Source organism: Marinobacter sp. V34 (assembly GCF_055524115.1).
Map to the genome: position 1 here is coordinate 448,314 of NZ_JBUPZY010000001.1, position 18,685 is coordinate 466,998.

At 54.7% G+C, this 18,685-nt stretch carries 16 protein-coding genes and 1 tRNA gene; 9 read left to right on the top strand and 8 right to left on the bottom strand.

Features of this window, described 5'->3' with window-relative positions; translation table 11 throughout:
- Positions 1-4 precede the first annotated feature (4 nt).
- From AC0B60_RS02155 to AC0B60_RS02175, 5 genes are read left to right on the top strand one after another with little or no spacing between them, the layout of a single operon-like run.
- Complete coding sequence (locus AC0B60_RS02155; RefSeq protein WP_465083615.1) at positions 5-745, top strand: tetratricopeptide repeat protein; 741 nt, start codon at positions 5-7, stop codon at positions 743-745.
- Entirely contained in the window at positions 745-2,061 is a 1,317-nt protein-coding gene (locus AC0B60_RS02160) for a CpaF family protein (RefSeq protein WP_465083617.1), read from the top strand. The genes AC0B60_RS02155 and AC0B60_RS02160 overlap by 1 nt, the downstream gene beginning before the upstream one ends.
- Positions 2,055-2,930 (top strand): type II secretion system F family protein, encoded by an 876-nt coding sequence (locus tag AC0B60_RS02165; RefSeq protein WP_465083619.1) that lies wholly within the window; start codon positions 2,055-2,057, stop codon positions 2,928-2,930. Before AC0B60_RS02160 ends, AC0B60_RS02165 begins: the two co-directional genes overlap by 7 nt.
- Positions 2,924-3,748, top strand: a complete 825-nt coding sequence (locus AC0B60_RS02170; protein ID WP_465083620.1) for a type II secretion system F family protein — start codon at positions 2,924-2,926, stop codon at positions 3,746-3,748. The genes AC0B60_RS02165 and AC0B60_RS02170 overlap by 7 nt, the downstream gene beginning before the upstream one ends.
- A 30-nt stretch (positions 3,749-3,778) precedes the next feature.
- Complete coding sequence (locus tag AC0B60_RS02175) at positions 3,779-4,948, top strand: hypothetical protein (RefSeq protein ID WP_465083622.1); 1,170 nt, start codon at positions 3,779-3,781, stop codon at positions 4,946-4,948.
- Positions 4,949-5,016: 68 nt separating this feature from the next.
- Here AC0B60_RS02175 and AC0B60_RS02180 read toward each other — a convergent pair.
- Both AC0B60_RS02180 and AC0B60_RS02185 read right to left on the bottom strand, forming a co-directional pair.
- Positions 5,017-5,093 (bottom strand) — tRNA-Pro (locus tag AC0B60_RS02180).
- A gap of 116 nt (positions 5,094-5,209) precedes the next feature.
- Positions 5,210-6,859, bottom strand: coding sequence for an FMN-binding glutamate synthase family protein (locus tag AC0B60_RS02185; protein WP_465083623.1), 1,650 nt, complete (start codon positions 6,857-6,859; stop codon positions 5,210-5,212).
- Between the two features lie 247 nt (positions 6,860-7,106).
- Here AC0B60_RS02185 and AC0B60_RS02190 point away from each other — a divergent pair, with 247 nt between their 5' ends.
- Complete coding sequence (locus tag AC0B60_RS02190; RefSeq protein ID WP_465083625.1) at positions 7,107-8,696, top strand: BCCT family transporter; 1,590 nt, start codon at positions 7,107-7,109, stop codon at positions 8,694-8,696.
- 62 nt (positions 8,697-8,758) lie between these two features.
- On the opposite strand, the gene AC0B60_RS02195 is transcribed toward AC0B60_RS02190, so the two are convergent.
- The 4 genes from AC0B60_RS02195 to AC0B60_RS02210 all read right to left on the bottom strand — a co-directional run bounded on the left by AC0B60_RS02195 (position 8,759) and on the right by AC0B60_RS02210 (position 12,561).
- The gene (locus AC0B60_RS02195) at positions 8,759-9,709 is read right to left on the bottom strand and encodes an alpha-L-glutamate ligase-like protein (RefSeq protein ID WP_465083626.1); all 951 of its coding nucleotides are present in this window, start codon (positions 9,707-9,709) and stop codon (positions 8,759-8,761) included.
- Positions 9,709-11,226 (bottom strand): inactive transglutaminase family protein, encoded by a 1,518-nt coding sequence (locus tag AC0B60_RS02200; protein ID WP_465083627.1) that lies wholly within the window; start codon positions 11,224-11,226, stop codon positions 9,709-9,711. Before AC0B60_RS02200 ends, AC0B60_RS02195 begins: the two co-directional genes overlap by 1 nt.
- Positions 11,223-12,020 (bottom strand): ATP-dependent zinc protease family protein, encoded by a 798-nt coding sequence (locus AC0B60_RS02205; protein WP_465083629.1) that lies wholly within the window; start codon positions 12,018-12,020, stop codon positions 11,223-11,225. Before AC0B60_RS02205 ends, AC0B60_RS02200 begins: the two co-directional genes overlap by 4 nt.
- A gap of 154 nt (positions 12,021-12,174) precedes the next feature.
- Positions 12,175-12,561: a hypothetical protein gene (locus AC0B60_RS02210; protein ID WP_465083630.1), complete on the bottom strand. Its 387-nt coding sequence runs from the start codon at positions 12,559-12,561 to the stop codon at positions 12,175-12,177.
- Positions 12,562-12,927: 366 nt separating this feature from the next.
- Between AC0B60_RS02210 and AC0B60_RS02215 the strand changes: the two genes are divergently transcribed.
- Together AC0B60_RS02215 and AC0B60_RS02220 are read left to right on the top strand one after the other, a co-directional pair.
- Complete coding sequence (locus tag AC0B60_RS02215) at positions 12,928-14,403, top strand: DNA recombination protein RmuC (protein ID WP_465083632.1); 1,476 nt, start codon at positions 12,928-12,930, stop codon at positions 14,401-14,403.
- A 5-nt stretch (positions 14,404-14,408) separates the two neighbouring features.
- Positions 14,409-15,269 carry a hypothetical protein gene (locus AC0B60_RS02220; RefSeq protein ID WP_465083633.1) on the top strand — a complete coding sequence of 287 codons (861 nt, stop codon included), beginning with the start codon at positions 14,409-14,411 and terminating at the stop codon, positions 15,267-15,269.
- Here AC0B60_RS02220 and AC0B60_RS02225 read toward each other — a convergent pair.
- A complete protein-coding gene (locus AC0B60_RS02225; protein ID WP_465083635.1) occupies positions 15,260-16,279 on the bottom strand; it encodes an AraC family transcriptional regulator in 1,020 nt (339 codons plus the stop codon). The genes AC0B60_RS02220 and AC0B60_RS02225 overlap by 10 nt on opposite strands.
- Before the next feature lie 177 nt (positions 16,280-16,456).
- Here AC0B60_RS02225 and AC0B60_RS02230 point away from each other — a divergent pair, with 177 nt between their 5' ends.
- Complete coding sequence (locus AC0B60_RS02230) at positions 16,457-17,575, top strand: CaiB/BaiF CoA transferase family protein (RefSeq protein ID WP_465083637.1); 1,119 nt, start codon at positions 16,457-16,459, stop codon at positions 17,573-17,575.
- Here AC0B60_RS02230 and AC0B60_RS02235 read toward each other — a convergent pair.
- A complete protein-coding gene (locus tag AC0B60_RS02235) occupies positions 17,533-18,618 on the bottom strand; it encodes a GGDEF domain-containing protein (protein ID WP_465083639.1) in 1,086 nt (361 codons plus the stop codon). The genes AC0B60_RS02230 and AC0B60_RS02235 overlap by 43 nt on opposite strands.
- Positions 18,619-18,685: the final 67 nt, after the last annotated feature.

An 18,685-nucleotide genomic window follows, 5' to 3' on the forward strand; every position in this document is an offset into this window, starting at 1 on the left:
CACCATGAAAAACGTATCGGTATTGATCTTGCTGTTGCTATTGGTGACGTTGGCTGGCTGTGCAGCGCAGCCGCAAAAATACGTGACCGATGTGGTGGACCCAGCGCTGGAGGTGGATCGCCTGCTGGGATTGTATCAGGAAAACATGAGCAAAGGCCGGTCGTGTACGGGTGATCTGGGTAACGACTCCTTTCAGGAATGTGATGGAGTCCTTCGTCGCCTTTCCCAGATCTATGTGGTTTATCCCGACAATGAACGGGTGAATATGGCCATGGCGATCGTGAGCTATCAGTCGGGGCAGGTTGAGAAGGCACGTTTTGTTCTCGACCAGTTGCTGGCGAAAGGTCTTCCACGTCCAGAGGCTGCCGTATTAAGAGCAAGAATTGCGCTGGAAGAGGGGAATGTTAATCGTGCCAGGACCCTGTTGGAGGTGCAGGTACGCCAGAATCCAATGCACCCCGAATTGCATGAGATGCTTGCGGCCACCCATTACGCAAACCGGAAATTCCCGGAAAGCATGGCCAGTCTTGCGCTGGCGGAGCGGCTGGGGGCACCTGAATGGCGTATCGCTTACCACCGGGGGCTGATATTCGAAGCGAGAAAGAACCAACCGGCCGCCTGTGAGCAATACGTGACGTCGTACAGCCGAAATCGTGATTTTCACGCCCCCAGGGGTCGGCTGATGGCCCTTGCCGGGAACAAGGTTTGTTTTGAGCTGGCAGCCTTTGTAGAAGGAGACGCCTGATGCATCAAAGCACCGTCATGACGGATGACCTGGTTATCCGGCTCAGGCAGCACCTTCATCAACGGCTTATCGCTTCCGTTGAATCAGAACCGCCGGTAATCGGCAATCCGGAACGGCTTAAAAAGCGGTTGTGGCATTTGCTGGAGTCGATCAAGACAGCGACCGGTCTGCGACTGAGCTCCGAACAGGGTGACGTTATCTGTACAGAGGTTGCTAACGAGGTTATCGGCTTTGGCCCGTTGGCCAAACTTATGGCGGATCCAGACGTAACCGATATTCTGGTCAATGGTGCTGATGCCATCTGGGTAGATCGCTCCGGGCAGCTTGAGCTGACCGACGTCCAATTCGACGATGAAGCGCACGTTCGAAGATTTGTTGACCGATATGTGGGAGCCGAAGGCAAGCACCTTGATTCCACAACCCCGACCGTTGATACCCGACTGCCGGATGGCAGCCGCATGAACATTGTGATTCCGCCCCTGAGCCGCACAGGAACGGTTGTCAGTATTCGCCGCTTTCGGCCGTCCCATTCATCGGTGGATGACCTGATCCAGTCAGGCATGTTATCGCGCGAGATGGCAGACCTACTGATTCTTGCTGTAAAAGCCAGGGTCAATATTGTGTTCGCGGGTGGCGCCGGGGCAGGTAAAACGACGTTACTGAATGCTGTTTCGGAGTTCATTCCTGATAACGAGCGGATCATAACCATCGAGGAATCGGCTGAGCTCGCGTTGAGGCACCAGCATGTCATTACTCTGGAAGGGCGCCAGGGGAATAGCGAGGGCCGCGGTAAAGTCGACCTGAGACTGCTGGTACGGAACGCCCTGCGTATGCGTGCTGATCGTATCATTGTCGGGGAAGTCAGGGGCGATGAGGTTTTCGATATGCTCCAGGCCATGAACGTTGGTCATGACGGAAGCCTGACCACCATACATGCCAATAATCCCTATCAAGTGCTGAGGCGAATGGAGACGCTTGCCATGCTTGCCGATGGCCAGATTGCCAGAGAGACGGTTCGTAATCTGATCGAATCGGCGGTTCAGATCGTTGTACAGATTGCCCGAACGGCAGATGGCCATCGTCATGTGACGAGTATCTGTGAGGTCAGGGCAGGAGAGGCGGGGTATCTGTTAACCGAGCTTTTCTGCACAGCACGGGATACCGCATCTTCTCAGAGTGGTACCGGTCGCCGGCAGTTCGTATTCGAGGCAGGTTCCGTCCGACCTGGGTTTTTCGAGGGTACTTGGGAGAAGGGGTTGGAGGTACCAACGTCTTTGAACACTCTCTGGCCTGCCCGGGAGTCGGAATCATGCTGAATGTTATGGGAATTGCGGTGGCCTTGATTGTGTTTCTATATTCCGCACGCCTGGTTTATGTGAATCTCATCAAGGAGGATCGGGTTGGTTTTGTGGATTCTGATCAGTTTGCCAGGGTTCGCCTGTCACCGTTGCGAAGGGTACTCAAAGTACTCGAGATCAATTTGGAGCCATTGTTCTTTATCGCAGGTATCGTGCTGACGGGGACGGCTGTTTCTCTTACATTCTCGACGGTATTCCCCGATCACCCGGGGCTTTCTGCGTTGGCCGGTATCAGCTTCCTGCCGGTATCCTATTTCATCCTCAAGGATCTGCTTCTATGGCGTGCCCAGCGCTTTGAGCATGCCCTGGTGGATGTGCTCGATCTTATGACAGCCCTCAGTGCCAGTGGGGTGTCACCCTTGCATGCCCTGGAAACGGCTTCAAAAGGCTGCCCGGCTTTCATTAGCAAGCCGTTGCTGGAAATCGTCTCTCGCCTGAAACTGGGGGATACCGTTGAAAACGCAACGAGACCGGTATTGCAAGCCTATCGAAGTGAAGGGGTTCGCCTGTTCATTATGGCCCTCAGGTCCAGATGGCATGACGGACCGCATTTTGAGTCTCTGTTACGAGCCTTATCCGCAACCCTCCGCCAGCGTCGCCGATTTATGCTCCAGATGCGGGGGCAGTTGTCAGGCGCTCGCTATGCCCTGCTTTTTGCAGCCGGTTTTCCTTATCTGCTGATCCCATTTTTTATGTGGAAGGAACCGGACTGGTTACTACCTCTTACAGAGGCTTCCACGGGCCCAACCGTCCTTTATACGGCGATACTTTGTCAGATTGGCGGGTTGCTGTGGATGCGAACCATCATGAGGAAGCAGGCATGGTGACGTCACTGCTCATCGATATCGGTCTTTCTATTGGTATTCTATGCGGGATGGGGGGCGTTTATCTTCTCAGCCGCACCGAGCTTCGCCCAGATGCCGATGCACTATTAAGGGCATCAGGGGAACATCGGTGGCTCTATCCCGCGAAGCTAATGAGGCACGCCGGGATTATGCCGGCGGATTTCAGATTTGTGTACTGGCCTCTAAAAATTTCCCTGGCGGTAACAATGCCCCTGGTACTCGCGGAGCTAAACACCGAAGCGCCGATCTGGACATTGCTGTTGAGCTCCCTCAGTGCCTTTTTCACCCTGGATTTTCTATTGTGGCAACGTCGTAAGCAGCGTCGCCAGACACTACAGGGCAGCCTCAGTTTCTTTGTCGATCTGGTGAATGCGTATTTGCATTCTGGTGCTTCCATGGCGCGCGCCTTTGAATTGGCGGGGGAATTCGGCTTCGAACGACGACATCCTCTGGCTATGGAAGTGCAGTTGGTCGCGATGGAGATACGGGCAGGGGAATCTTACGCCAAGGCATTTGAGCGCCTGTATCTCAGAACAGGCGTGCGAGAACTTCAACGGTTGGCCGCGGTGGTTACTGTAGGGCGCCAGGCAGGTGCTGCAATGACAGACACCCTTGCCCAGCAGTCCGACGTTATAAGGGACCGCCAGGATGAGCTGAATCGAAAACTGATAAGCCAGAAAAGCATACTGCTTCTGTTTGCCATGATGGTCGTGGGCCTCCCTGTGTTTACGGTTATTGTGATCTTTCCGGCAATGATAAAGCTGGCTGAGATCTTTCAGTTACTTAAAGGCATTCTCTAGTGGATTGCATACATTCAGGAGTGTCTTGTCATGACTGGAACCAATAAGACGCGTCCAGGGTTGACGCTTTCGAATCAGAAAGGCTTTGTGGTGACGGTTGAACTGATTCTGATCATAACGATACTTGTGCTGGGCTCGCTCGTAGGCCTGATTGCGATTCGAGATGCGCTGTTCAAGCACTATGTGAACAAGCAATCGACGGAGGCGATTATTGCCGATGCAACTGGCAAGCCGCTGGGGAAGGCTGTTGACTTTGACGAACACGACGCACCCCGTATTTTTCTGTTTGATCGAACCCTGATTGATGGGCAGGCCCGACGAACTCTTGTCGGGGTGCGGGATGACCGCTTCACGTCACGAGAATCTGTTTACTATTCGCAACAAAACTGTAGTGGCACTCCCTGTATAAAAACAACGTCAGATGAAGCGACCGATAGCGTGGGTGCAGACAGTCAAACAGGTTCGGGGAATGTCAGTTATTTCAATGCACTGCAGGGGGTTCCAAATTACGCCGTAGGGCGTGGCAGCGAAGGCCTGCCTGGTGCGTTGTTTAGGGAAACTGCAGCAGCCTGTCCCGTCGATGCGGCCGGGATTCAGTCCCGCTGGGTGTCCCAGAAAGTTGTCTCCGGCGAGCCCTGCGAGCCGTTCAATGCAGATGATCAACCTTCAGACTCTGCCTACGCTGCCTGTCTTATTGAAACGCTGGAACCTTGCGAATGCCCGGGCAGTTACGAAGATGAATCAGACGTGCTTAATAATTATGTTCCCGAGATCAATCGCGTTCTTGAAGAAACCGTGGCATCCGTCAATGAGGTGCTCGGGCTGTTGGGGCCGCTAGTGGTGCCATCGGATTTAACGATAGGAACCCTGTGCTGCCGTGAAGCCTATGACCTGGATCCACAAGGACTGGTGGATGCGGTTGTATTTGTGGCCGTGGAGCAACTGATCGACGAACAGCTCGACCTGGCCAGCAGTCCAGTCGTTGACGAGGCGGTCTCAACGCTCATTTCGCCTCTTGAGGGGGAGATTAACTGCACCTCGTTCATTCAGTTTCAGGCGGCAGAATCCGTGCCGGATATCAATGATACGTCGAGTAACGTATTGGAGCAGTTCACCGCACCATTCTGGGTGAATGCACCGAGTGGACAGACAGAGGATGAGTGGTTTTCTACAGAGCCAACAGATAGTGAAGGGCGTTGAGCTTTGCTTTCCCGGCCTGGAAATGAAAAAGGCCAGTTCGAAGGACTGGCCTTTTTCATTACTGTAATTGGTCGGGACGGTAGGATTTGAACCTACGACCCCTTGCACCCCATGCAAGTGCGCTACCAAGCTGCGCTACGCCCCGAAATTGCCAGTGGCCAGAGAGAAACTTGAGAGATATCTCAGTGGCTTAGCGGGAGCGAAGTCTACACCAGCCTCGGATAAAAATAAACATCCAATCGCCGAATTCTTCGGGCATTTCTATCGCAGTTTGGTTTCCCGAAGCTGGCGAATAAACTCCGGCGGGTCGAAGCTGTCGGAGGTAGCATTCGACCAGTAGGTATCAAACACTCTTTCACCGGTCTCTCCTTCCAGCAGAAGGGCGCCCGGTTCCAGAAAGGGAAACAGGTCCATGTAGGAATGGGTCTCCGTCTTTGAGGTGCGGCGGATGATGTGTTCCGGCCCAAGTTCGGATGGGTGCTTGAGCCCTGACGCCTCAAGCAGGTTCATCAGCGCCTCCAGAGTGTTCTTGTGGTAGTTGTAAACACGCTGGCTCTTGTCCTCAACATCAAGCTTTTCACTTCGCCTCGGGTCCTGGGTTGCAACACCGCTGGGGCATTTTCCTGTATGGCAGTTGAGCGCCTGGATGCAGCCGAGAGAGAACATATAGCCTCTTGCCGCATTACACCAGTCTGCCCCCAGGGCCAGGGTCCGGGCTATGTTGAATGCCGAGGTGATCTTACCCGCAGCTCCTATGGCAATGTGTTCGCGCAGGTTAGTGCCCACCAGTGTGTTGTGTACCAGCAACAGGGCCTCCGTCATGGGTGTTCCAATGCGGTTGATGAATTCCAGGGGGGCCGCTCCGGTGCCACCTTCGCCACCATCCACAACGATGAAATCCGGTGTTTTTCCTGTCTCCAGCATCGCCTTGACGATGGCGAACCACTCCCAGGGGTGGCCAATCGCCAGTTTGAAGCCCACCGGTTTTCCACCTGATAGTTCACGAAGTTTTTCCAGGAACTCGAGAAGCTCCTTGGGTGTAGAGAAAGCTGAATGGCTGGCCGGGGAGACTACATCCTTGCCAGGTTCGACGCCTCGGGCCTCGGCAATTTCCGGCGTCACTTTCTCGCCGGGAAGAATGCCGCCATGTCCGGGTTTTGCGCCCTGGGATAGTTTGACCTCTATCATTTTTACCTGGTCGAGAGTGGCATTGCTGGCGAACTTTTCTTCGTTGAAGGTGCCGTCTTTGTTGCGGCATCCGAAGTAGCCAGAACCGATTTCCCAGACCAGATCTCCGCCGGGTTCCCGGTGATAGCAGGATATGGAGCCCTCGCCAGTATCGTGGTAGAAATCACCCATTTTTGCGCCAGTATTGAGGCTCAGGATGGCGTTGGCTGACAATGACCCAAAGCTCATTGCCGAGATGTTGAAGACGCTGGCGTTGTAGGGCTTGGTGCACTGTTTGCCAATCACGATCCGGAAGTCAGCGTCTTTCAGTGCAGAAGGCTGGAGGGAGTGATTGATCCACTCGAAGCCTTCGTCATACATACCCAGCTGTGAGCCGAAAGGGCGCTTGTCGAGCACGTTCTTGGCTCGCTGGTAGACGATGGTGCGCTGTTCTCGTGAAAAAGGGCGTTCGTCGATGTCGGACTGTATGAAATACTGGCGTATTTCCGGGCCAATCGATTCGAGAAAGTACCGAAAATGGGCGAGGATGGGGTAAATTCGGCTAACGGTGTGTTTATGCTGAAGAAGGTCCCACGTGCCGGTTGCCGCCAATACCCCGAACAGGATGGGCACAACATAAAACCAGCCTCCCCAAATGGCGCTGGCCAGTAACGAAACTATAAGGCCAGCCAGGCTTAGCGCATAAGCTGTATAGCGAAAGGGGAAGGTTTTGGTTTTATCCATAAGCTCCTCTGAGTGGATGTGCAGTTTGCTTGCAGAATATTAACAGTATCCGCGCGGGTCATACGTTTCAGTATGGCAGAGCGGATCAGGGAGTATTTTGCACGAACACTGAAATATTGGTCTAAGATTGTTTTCAGGGCGTAAGTGTCTGCTCTTTGATGTTTTGAACTCAAAGCAATAAGATGGCGAGCTTGTAACGTTTGCATCCGAAGATTGAAAAGATTTACACAAACAGGAGGCTCAAAACGTGGGCGACGTTGTAAAAGACGAATACCAGACGGATTACGTCGCAGGCCAGGATAATATCAATCCGTTTGGCCTGGACCTGCACGCGCCAGTTTTCCCGATTACAGCAATAATCGTTATTGCGTTTGTAATCGGGACGCTGATTTTCCCGGGAGAGGCAAAGGAACTCCTCGACGGCGCCAAGTGGTGGACTATCGGACAATTTGACTGGTTCTTCCTGATCAGTGCCAATATTTTTGTTGTTGTATCTCTCGCTCTTATATTCATGCCCGTTGGCAAAATTCGTATTGGTGGGATGGATGCCAAGCCGGAATTTTCAACGATGTCGTGGTTTGCCATGCTCTTTGCGGCAGGTATGGGTATTGGTCTCATGTTCTGGGCGGTTGCCGAACCGGTTGCCTACTACACGGGCTGGTATGAAACGCCGCTCGGCGTTGAGGCCAATACAGCCGAGGGTGCGAGATTGGCCATGGGTGCAACCATGTACCACTGGGGTCTGCATCCCTGGGCGATCTACGCGATTGTAGCGCTGTCTCTGGCGTTTTTTGCTTACAACAAAAACATGCCGCTAACCATTCGTTCTGCGTTCTTTCCGCTGCTCCGCGATAAAGTCTGGGGCTGGCCAGGTCACATCATTGATATCCTGGCAGTGGTGGCAACGATATTTGGTCTCGCGACTTCCCTTGGTTTTGGTGCTCAGCAGGCTGCTTCCGGCCTGGATTACCTGTTCGGTATTTCGTCAGGTATCAATGTGCAGATGGCGATCATTACCGGCGTGACGGCCCTTGCTCTGATTTCCGTTCTGCGCGGTCTTGACGGTGGCGTAAAAATCCTGAGTAACATCAACATGTCGCTGGCTGGCATTCTGTTGTTCTTCATCATTTTCGCCGGTCCAACCATGACCATCTTCGAGACCATCTGGGTAACCTCATCCAGTTACGTTGGCAACGCGGTGGCACTCAGTAACCCGTTTGGTCGCGAAGACCAGGCCTGGTTCCACGGCTGGACAGTCTTCTATTGGGCGTGGTGGATTTCCTGGTCACCGTTCGTTGGTATGTTTATCGCTCGCGTATCCAAGGGCCGCACGGTTCGTGAATTCGTGACAGCGGTGCTGATCGTGCCGACCGTCATTACCGTGGTCTGGATGAGCGCATTCGGCGGTTCCGCTCTGGAGCAGATCCAGGATGGCATTGGTGCTCTGGCTGAGAATGGCCTGACGGATGTGTCCCTGGCAATGTTCCAGATGTTTGCCAACCTGCCGCTCGTTGCCATCTCATCCTTCGTGGGTATCGTGCTGGTGCTGGTGTTCTTCGTGACCTCGTCTGATTCCGGTTCGTTGGTTGTGGACAGCATTACTGCGGGTGGTAAAACTGACGCCCCGACTGCACAGCGTGTGTTCTGGGTAGTGATGGAAGGTGCCATTGCCGCAGCACTGATTTTCGGTGGCGGTGAAGACGCACTGGGCGCGATCCAGGCGGCTGCCATTACGGCAGGGCTGCCGTTTACAGCTGTATTGCTGGTCATGACCTGGGGGCTGCTGAAAGGCCTCACTCATGAGCGCAAGCTGCTGATTGCAGAGGGCAAGCTCTGAGAAGTGTGAGAAAGTAAAAAACCGGGGTTCGCCCCGGTTTTTTTGTGCCTGCCATTCGCGGTTCAGGTTTTGGACGTGAAGGTGTCCATGGCGAATGCGGCCCTCTCTTCTGGGGTGAAGTGCGTCCTTCGGAGGGCTTCGATCTGTCTCAGACGCGGCAACAGCCCGCGACCATTGGCCATCTGGATGGCTAGGCCTGGGCGGGCGTTTAGCTCAAGGAGCATGGGCCCTTCGTGTGCATCTACGACCAGATCGACACCCATATATCCCAGCCCGGTTGCCTCATAGCATCGTGATGCCATTACCAGCATTTCCTGCCAGTCATCGATCACCAGGTTTTCCAGGGCAAGGCCTGTATCGGGATGCAGCGTGATCGGCCGATTGAACTGCACTGCGTTCAGGCTGTGGCCATTGGCGATATTCAGACCAACACCAACGGCGCCCTGATGCAGGTTGGCTTTGCCATCTGAGGCAGTCGTAGCCAACCGGAGCATTGCCATAACGGGGTAACCCTGAAAAACGACGATGCGGATATCCGGAACACCCTGGAAAGAATACCTGGCAAGCGATGGGATCGATTCCACCAGGTTTTCGACAATGGCGACATCGGGCGTGCCGGCCAACGAGTAAAGCCCGGCAAGAATGTTGGACAGGTGTCGCTCAAGGTGACTCGAGGAGACCCGTGAGCCAGAGGCCTTGACGTATTCGTTATCGTCCCGGCCAGTAATCACGGTAATCCCTTTGCCACCGGAACCTTTAGCCGGTTTGATGGCAAAGCCGTCCAGGTCCTCAGCCATCTCCCGGAAGTGGGATATTTCGTGTTGCTGACGAACCACCTGCAAGAGCTTGGGGGTGCGAACATCGTACTCGGCAACCACCAGCTTGGTTTTCAGCTTGTTGTCCACAAACGGGTATGATGAGCGGCTATTGTACCGCGCAATGTAATCGACATTGCGCCGGTTCATATTCAGCATGCCCAGTTGGTTCAACTTGAAGGGCGAAATCCAGCCCATCAGTTATACGCCTTCATCGGATAGAAGCGACGAAGCTCTGTGAGCTTATAGCCCGTGTACTGTCCCATCAGCAGAATCAGTCCCAAAACCACGAAATGAAGTTCCGGGAAATTAAACGTCAGGTGGCTCGCCAGGGGCGCGCTCATGATCAGGAACGCGCATACCGCGACAAACAAACTGCCAGCGCCCTGAACAAACACCTCCCGGGCGCCTTCCTCTTCCCAAAGTATGGACATACGTTCTATCGTCCAGGCGATAATTACCATCGGGAAAAAGGTGACGGTCATCCCGGTGTTGAAGCCCATTTGATAACCCGCGATGCTCAACCCGGCGGTGATAAAGATCACCAGAATGATGAGCGCGGAAATTCGAGAGACCAGGAGCAGGTTAAGGCTAGACAGGTAGCCGCGCATGAGCAGGCCGATTGCTACCACGGAAATAAAGGCTATGAGCCCCGGAATCAGAGTCGTCTGGACGAATGCCACGGCGATAAGTATGGGCATGAACGTGCCTGAGGTCCGTATGCCAACGACAATGCGCATAAAGGCGACTACGAGTGCGCCGAGGGGAAGCAGTAGAAGCATCCTGAACATGCTCTGTTCTTCGATGGGAAGCTGATACAGGCTCAGGAACCCAAGGCCATTCTCGCTGGATTGGGCCTGCGCCAGCTGCAGAGCCGGGATGGTTTGCCGAAGCATGGAGAAGCTAACGTCTGAATTATCGCCACCGACTATATCCAGTAGCGAGGCTGCTGCCTGTCGCCATAGCAGTACATGCTCTGGAAGCCCCTGTTCCGCCGTGCGGGGATTGAATGTCAGCCATCGGGAGCCATCGTAGATCTGCAGGAAAGGACGAAGTTGCTGGCGTCGTCTCGCATCTTCCAGAGCAAGGCCATCTGCCGTCCGGGCAGGAATCCCGGCATGGTTGAGCATTCGGGTTAGCAGGTCAATGTAGTTTGTTTCAGACACAAGCAGAGTGGTGTTCTGGGCGCCCTGGTCCGGTTGTAGCAGTTTGATCAGTTCCCGGGTCATGCTCTCGGGTGTGCTGGAGCGTTCAGCAGTCTGCTGTAACAACTCTTCTACGGCCGTTGCCTGTGGTTCTTCCCAAAACACCGGTTCCGGCTTGGGAGGTCGTTTGGGCTGACTGCCCAGGGCTCTGTCATCGGGAATCAGTTGGATCTTGAAGTAGAGCGTCTGCGGGCCACTGACATCGCGTTTTGACCACTCAGCCCGGCGCTTACCGGAGTCATCAACGATGGAAAAGCCGTAACCGGGAGACGCAGCCTGCTCCGAGAGAATACGGAATTGCGGCGGTTGGTCGGGGATGTTCAGGCTGGCGAGTACGGGTTCGCCAGTGCCGTCGAAGTCAACTCGGGCCTCCACCATCCAAACGGGCTTTTGCTCGCCGGTAAACCAGGGAATGCCCAGCTCCACATGCCGCCAAGTGGCGATAGAGATCCCAGCCGCAATGAGAAGGAGGATGGCGAAGAAAAACGGAATGCGCGAGCGGCTACTCAAGGTTGGCCCCCATTTTCTTCGGCTGGCAGTTTGTCTGGCAGTTCGGTGGCGAACTCCTTGCCCACATCAATCAGCATGACGTCCCTCAAAATATTGCGGCCAACCAGCACCGTGTGCGAGAGATGCTCTCTGTTGGTCAATGTAAACTCAGCCTGTTGTCTATGGTTGCCAATCATGAACTGCAACTCCACAACCACACGGCGTTCTGATTCCTCAGTGCTGGATTGGATAATCCTGACCCGGCGTGAGATTTCCCGTTCCAGCGTTACCATGTCATCGGAGTCAGGTACCGGCACGTCAAACCTTACCCAGTTATTACCATCGCGTTCAAACCGGGTGATGTCTCGGGCATCCAATGAAGAGGTTTCCGCCCCGCTGTCAATACGAGCGTCGTAAATCAAGCCCGGACCGGCCAGATAGAACTTCTCCAACTCGCCGACAACGACCTTTCCCTTGAGTCGGTCCGCCCTGCCGCTGCTGTCGGACCCAGACTGATTCACGGTACAGGTCTGCTTTTTGGGGGTGGGAGGGCAGGCGGGTTTCTCGACTTGCTCGGTGATGGCCTCGAGGATGGTTTTCGTGGATTCCTCGTTGAGACGGGTCAGCGCCTGGAAGTTTCCATCCGTCCGGTTCTCAAGGCGAACGACCTGTTCCCCCTGATTTATAACGGAGGTATTCAGCGCTTCAAGATCCTGCTTCGGCACCATGAAGTAACGATCCGCAGTGCAGCCGGTGATGAGTGATATCACAAGACCGGCCGCAGCCAACTTTCCAAACTCTGAACGTATAGACAAGATCCGAAACCCCTGAATCCACGGCTTTGATACTTTAATTACATAGCGCTGCAAGGATAATTCAGGTGTGCTAAAACAGCCACTTGTAATCACAAGCCGGCAGTATACAGCATCATAACTGTTGAGTCGGTTTACAGATCATTAACGGCGGGTATTATTTTCTTCCAGATGCCTGGGAAAGGAAGTGGTTCTTGGCAAGGACCTCTTCGGAGCGAAGGTATTCCTGCACGACAGGGGAACAGTTCAGATAAAACAGCAGCAGTTCTCTCTGGACATCCTGATCCTGAATGCGGGAAGCGAAGTGAATCAGGTCGCGGATGGACTCGTCCCCATTGTTCTGAAAGGTTCTGCCGTAGCGCCCCTTCAGGATGCCGGTCAACCGTTCCATGTGGAATTCCCCGGTGTGGGTCATATGGGGCAGAATCCGAAAACCGCCATGGCCGGCTTTCGGTCCGGACTTGCGATAGTCACCGCCTTCCATATCCGAACACCCGGAATGGGAGAATTCAGATCCCAGTTTTCTCCATAGCTCTTTGAGCATGTTGAATTCCTGTCCCTTATACTGCTCCTGGACCTTGGCACCCGGCGGCAAACCAGCCATTCTGTCGGTAAACAGGCCACATTCACCGTTTTAGATGATATTACGTTCCGAGTCCAGAGCCGGATGCCTTGGGTCGGGAAATTTGCCAATTGGTCCACTAGAACCAGTGAATGGCAAACCTTTGACGTGGGTTTGAGCAAAAAGGTTCCGCCAATACGATAAACTGTTGTTCTATCGTAATGTTTGAGTCAATTATTAGAGGAGATCGGGGTGCCCGAGGCAATCATCAATATAGTGGGGAGTAGGCCGGAAACGGCCACTTTGCTGATTTTGTTGGTGTTAACGCTGTGCTGTCTGGTGTCCGCAATGGTTAAGGGAGGCCGCGCCAGAACCGCACTCCGGGAGCTTGAGTACACACGGGCGATGGACGAACAGCGCCTCCATCAGCTTGAAGCTGCTCACGAAAACGGCAAAGCGGAGGTAGAGCAGGCCAGCCTGGACACCGAACACTGGCGACAGCGCGCGGCAACGCTGGAAAATCGGGTGGCCGGACTGGAATCTGAGAGTAAGGCGCGGCTGGAGCGTATAGAACAACTCGAAGCCGAGAAGAGGTCCCATCAGCAGCGAGCCGACGAGCTCTCCCGCGAGCTTGGCGACGCCAGGGTTGCCCAACGCGAGCAGGAAGTAACGCTGGACAAGGAGCGCCGTGCAACAACGGAGAAACTGGAGTTATTGGAGCGCAACCGTGATGCGTTGAAGCAGGAGTTCGAGAATCTCGCCAATCGTATTTTCGAACAGAAGAGCGAACGCTTCAGCCAGCAGACCCGTACCAGCATTGACACCCTGTTGAACCCTTTCCGGGATCAACTCCAGGATTTCCGCAAACGGGTAGAGGATGTTTATACCACCGAAACGCGGGATCGCCAGGCGTTAAGAAGTGAGATCAAGTCCCTGCAGGAACTGAATCGCCAGATTACCGAAGAAGCCTCCAACCTTACGAAGGCGCTTAAAGGTGACAAGAAAATCCAGGGCAATTGGGGCGAGTTGATTCTGGAGCGAGTCCTCGAACGCTCCGGTTTGCGAAAGGGTATCGAGTATGAAACCCAGGGCAGCTATCGCGATGATGACAACCAGTTGCTGCGCCCGGATGTCATCGTTCATTTGCCGGACAGTCGAAACCTGGTGGTAGATTCAAAGGTGTCCCTGCTGGCGTACCAGCAATGGGCAACGGAAGAGGATGAGACCGCCAAAGAAGAAGCCCTTCGCCAGCACGTTGAAGCGGTACGCAATCATATTCGCTCCCTGAGTGAGAAAGATTACAGCCAGCTTCATGGCCTGCACTCACCAGATTTCGTTTTTCTTTTCATGCCCATTGAACCGGCCTTCGTGGCTGCGTTTCAGCAGGACGAGAACCTATTCGCAGAAGCATTCGAGCGAAAGATTATTGTGGTAACACCAACGACATTGCTTGCAACTTTGCGAACCATTGAAAATATCTGGCGATACGAGCGTCAAAGCCAGAATGCGCGTAGGATTGCCGACCGTGCCAGTGCGGTGTACGACAAGCTGCGGGTGTTTGTGGAAGCGATGGAAAAGCTGGGCAGCCAGTTGCACACCGCACAAGGAACCTATGATTCGGCGATGAATACGCTCACCCGGGGGCGCGGCAACCTTATCTCGCAAGCCAATCGCTTTGTGGAGTTGGGCGTTCGTGTTAAAAAAGAACTCCCGAAAGCGATTTTGGATCAAGCCGAAGTGGACACCGATGGTGTTGATGACACCAACGATCCGGTCGAGCCCACGGTGGACGAAGACGCCGCCCGGGATAATCAGCAGGAGTAAACAAGATGGTGAAGATAACCCGAGTCGGGCGTCGTTCAGTCAGTGGCTTTATGTTGGCATCCCTACTGATGGCTGGTCAGGTTAGTGCCCTGGAGCCGGAACATGAGACCCGCCGATTAATGCTTGCCACTGAAGAGGCTGTTTCCGCGGAGAGCTGGGGCGAGGCGGGGGAGTACCTGAATCGTCTTCAGCAACTTGAAGGGCAGAAGCCAGCGAATTATTTCTATTTTCGCGGCCGCGTGATGCTGGAATCTGATCACTACAACGAGGCACAAGCAGCGTTGGAAAAGTACGTCAGTCTGGCGGGCAGTGAAGGCGAGCACTACACCGACGCACTGAAATTGATAACCAATGTTGAGAAAGCCCGTCAGCAAGAGGGCGCAAGTGCCAAGAACAATGGCTCTATTGATCCAGAGCCAGTGGCTATTATTGAGCCTGCAAGCGAGCAGTCACTGGGGAAACTCCGGGAACTCTATCTGGCGGATTCGAACGCCGACGCGCTGGTGATTCATGCCAATACGCTCCTGGACGTCGCTGGTTGGCGTGAAGATCAGCGAATCGTTAGGCTGGACCGTCCTGCCGATGTGTCGTACAGGATTGAGAGGCTGAACGACACTATCAGTATCCAGGAGTCCCGACGTGAGTCCGGTGGTCGTGTTGTCAAAACAACCGAGTCCATGGGCGTTTTCGGAGTCAATCCGCAGATTGAATGGAACTGCGAGAGTTCAACCGCCAGTTGCTGGATTTACGACCCGCGAGATGGCTCGCGGTTGATGAAGCTCAGCCCGGATCGCGAGCGGGCCGAAGAAATTGCCCGCACCCTTGGCCGCCTGATTCGCACCATGCAGAGCCCCAATCAATCCTGAAGCTGACCTCGTTCGCCTTCGCGATAAGCACCGGGAGTGACTCCCGTCCACTTCTTGAAGGCGCGGTGGAATGTTGAGGGTTCGGTGAATCCCACCCGAAAGGCAATGTCATTGATCGGCAAGTCAGGCCGGGACAGGTAATAGATGGCCATGTCCCGGCGTAGCAGGTCCTTGATTTCCTGAAAAGAGGTGTTTTCCTGCTTCAGCCGGCGGCGAAGGGTCTGAGGGCTGGTGTGAAGCTCTGTGGCTATCCATTCGAAATCGGGCAGGGAACGCGCAAAATCCCGTCCAATCAGTGCACGGATACGTCCGGTGAAGGTGTTGCTCTCGTCCGGGCGTGACAGCAGGTCGGCCGGTGAAGTTTTCAGGAACTGCCGCATTTCCGGCTTGTCGCGTATCACGGGTGCTTGCAGAAAACGCTTGTCGAACGTCAGGGCAGTTTCACTGGCTTCGAACGACAGTGGGCAATGGAAGATATGCCGGTATTCGTCGCCATGGGGCGGTCTGGGATAACTGAATTCCGCCTTAAGCAGCTCCACCGGTTGCCCGATCAACCAACTACCCAAGCGATGCCAGATGACCAGTATGCTTTCCCGGAAAAAGTGCATCGGGTCATTGATATCCCCTTCAATCGCCGTTACCAGCCGGGCACTCCTGTCGTCCACTTCCAGTTTCATGGTGACCATGGGCTCGAACAGGCGGCAAAAATCAAACGCCTGGCGATAGACCGCCTCCAGATTGGGACAGTCAATGACCAGCGCGCACATGGTGGCGAAAGTGCCGGTGCGGCAGCGTCGCGGGCCCAGGCCCATAAACTCATCGTCCATTGCGTTCCAGGTAGCCTGCATCAGCTGGCTGTATTGGGTGCTGCTCACCCGGGCCATTTCAATCCTCAGCAGGTCCGGTGAAATGCCGGCTTCGCGCAGCATTGTATGGGTATCAATCCCCGCTCTTTCGGCTCCAACCAATGCGGCTTCCACGAAGTGCCTGGAAACGGTGAGTTCCGACATATCATCCTTTATCCTTATTGAACGAAACCCATCATAAAACCCCTTGGGTACAATGCAACCACCACCCTCGCGCCGCACTGGAAGAAATAGTCAATTGGAATGATGGAACCGGCAGTTGGCCCCGCAGGGAAAACAGGGCAGCATCAGGGTTGTCCCAAAACAGAGAAGGAGGTTTGCATGCCCGGCCCACTGAACAACCTGAAGGTTCTGGATTTCAGTACCCTGCTGCCTGGTCCCTACGCTACCATGCTGCTGGCGGATATGGGGGCGGATGTATTGCGGGTGGAGGCCCCTGGCCGTCTGGACCTCACCCGAGTTATGCCGCCGCTGGAAGACGGCGTTAGCACGTCCCACACCTTCCTCAATCGGGGTAAACGATCCCTCGGGCTGGATTTGAAGCAAGAGGGCAGTGCGGATCTGGTCAAGCAGTTGGTGGCAGAGTACGACGTGGTGATTGAACAATTTCGCCCCGGCGTTATGGACCGGCTCGGAATTGGTTATGAAACCCTCAAAGCCATCAATCCAGATCTTATCTACTGTGCCATCACCGGCTACGGCCAGACAGGCCCCTATAAAAACCGGGCAGGGCATGATATTAACTACCTTTCCCTGGCCGGTGTTTCCAGCCACTGCGGCCGCAAGGAGAGTGGCCCCCCACCGATGGGTATCCAGATAGCCGATGTGGCAGGCGGCTCCCACCATGCTGTCATGGGCATCCTGGCGGCAGTGATTCATCGCCAGCAAACGGGGCAAGGGCAGTTTATCGATATCAGCATGACCGACGCCGCCTTTGCCCTCAATACGATGGCCGGCGCAGCAGCACTGGCTGGCGGGCAGGAACAGAAGCCGGAAGAGTCCATGCTCAACGGCGGCACTTTCTATGATTACTACCAGACCAGCGACAACCGGTGGCTGTCTGTGGGTAGCCTGGAGCCGCAGTTTTCCGGCCGGCTATGTGATGCCTTGGACATCCCCGACATGAAGAACCTTGCCCTGAGCCAGAACCCTGACGATCAGAGGGCTATCCGAGAGGCGTTGAAAGCCACCGTTGCGGGGAAAACACTGGCGGAATGGCAAGACGTCTTTGCGGGTGTCGATGCGTGCGTGGAGCCGGTGCTGACCATCACCGAGGCGGCCGAACATCCGCAACTGAAAGCTCGCGGCATGGTTGTTGAGGTCGCGAAAGGGGGCGGGGGAACCCAAAAGCAGATTGGCCACCCAATCAAATTCAGCGCAACGCCTTGTGAGAGCCGTTATATCGGTCGAGCATTGGGGGCCGACAACGGCGATTTCTGAGGCGCCTGGGTGGAAGCCACTTTCACATTGTTGCGGCCATCGTGTTTTGCCGCATACAGTGCCTGATCGGCCCTGAGCAGAGTATCGTCCGTGCTTTCTTCGCGGTGATATTCTGCCACACCAATCGATACGGTTACCTGGAAATCGTCCCCGATTTCGGGAAACGTCAGGCGCTCTATGGCTTCCCGTACCCGTTCTGCCTTGATGCGCGCGCCTTCAAGGGGAGTCTGTGGGAGGACCAGCAGGAATTCTTCTCCCCCGTAACGACCGAAACAGTCGATGGTTCTCAATCCATCCTTCACTGAGTGGGCGACGGCCTGCAGGATCGTGTCCCCGGCTTGGTGCCCATAGGTATCATTTACCTCTTTGAAATGGTCGATGTCCATCAGGCAAATGGAAAACGAGCCCGGCATTCGGCTGTAGCGATTGGACTCCTCGGAGATGACCTCGAACAGCCGGCGGCGGTTGTAGACACCAGTCAATGCATCCACGTTCACCAGTTCCCGAATCTGCTCCATGGCTTCACCCAATTCCAGGTTGCGTTGCCGCAGCTTACCCCGGAGGCTGCTGATGAAGCCGCCGATGATCGTGATCTCAGCCATAACAAGAGCAAAGGCCACCGTTTGTAGAACCTCTAGCTCGCTACTCAGTACTTCTGGCCGGTATGCCCATAGGCCAAGATGCAGCAGGCCATACAAAGCAAAAAACGATACGCCCACGACAATGAACTGGCGAGTTGTCAGCGCCAAAATGCCAAACAACATCGGTACAACTGCAATCAGCAGGAAGATGGCCCTAGCCTGACCTGCCTCGAGGAAGGCCATTACCCAAATGGGGGGAAGCAAAGACACGATCATCTGTGCCGATGTCATGCTTGGATCATGGAATTTCAGGTTTCGACCGGTATGGATCAACCACCAGAAAGTGGCGTTGATCAGTGAGGCGAATACCAGAAATCCCACCGTTACGCCTAACGAAATAAGGCCCTGCACCCAGCAGTATACGACGATGCTGAACGTGACCATGTAGGACCCGAAAGACATTCCGAGGCGCCGTAGGCGAAGCTTCTGCTCCCGTTCGGTGTTTTGAGCCGGAGATCTGTTGGCCCCG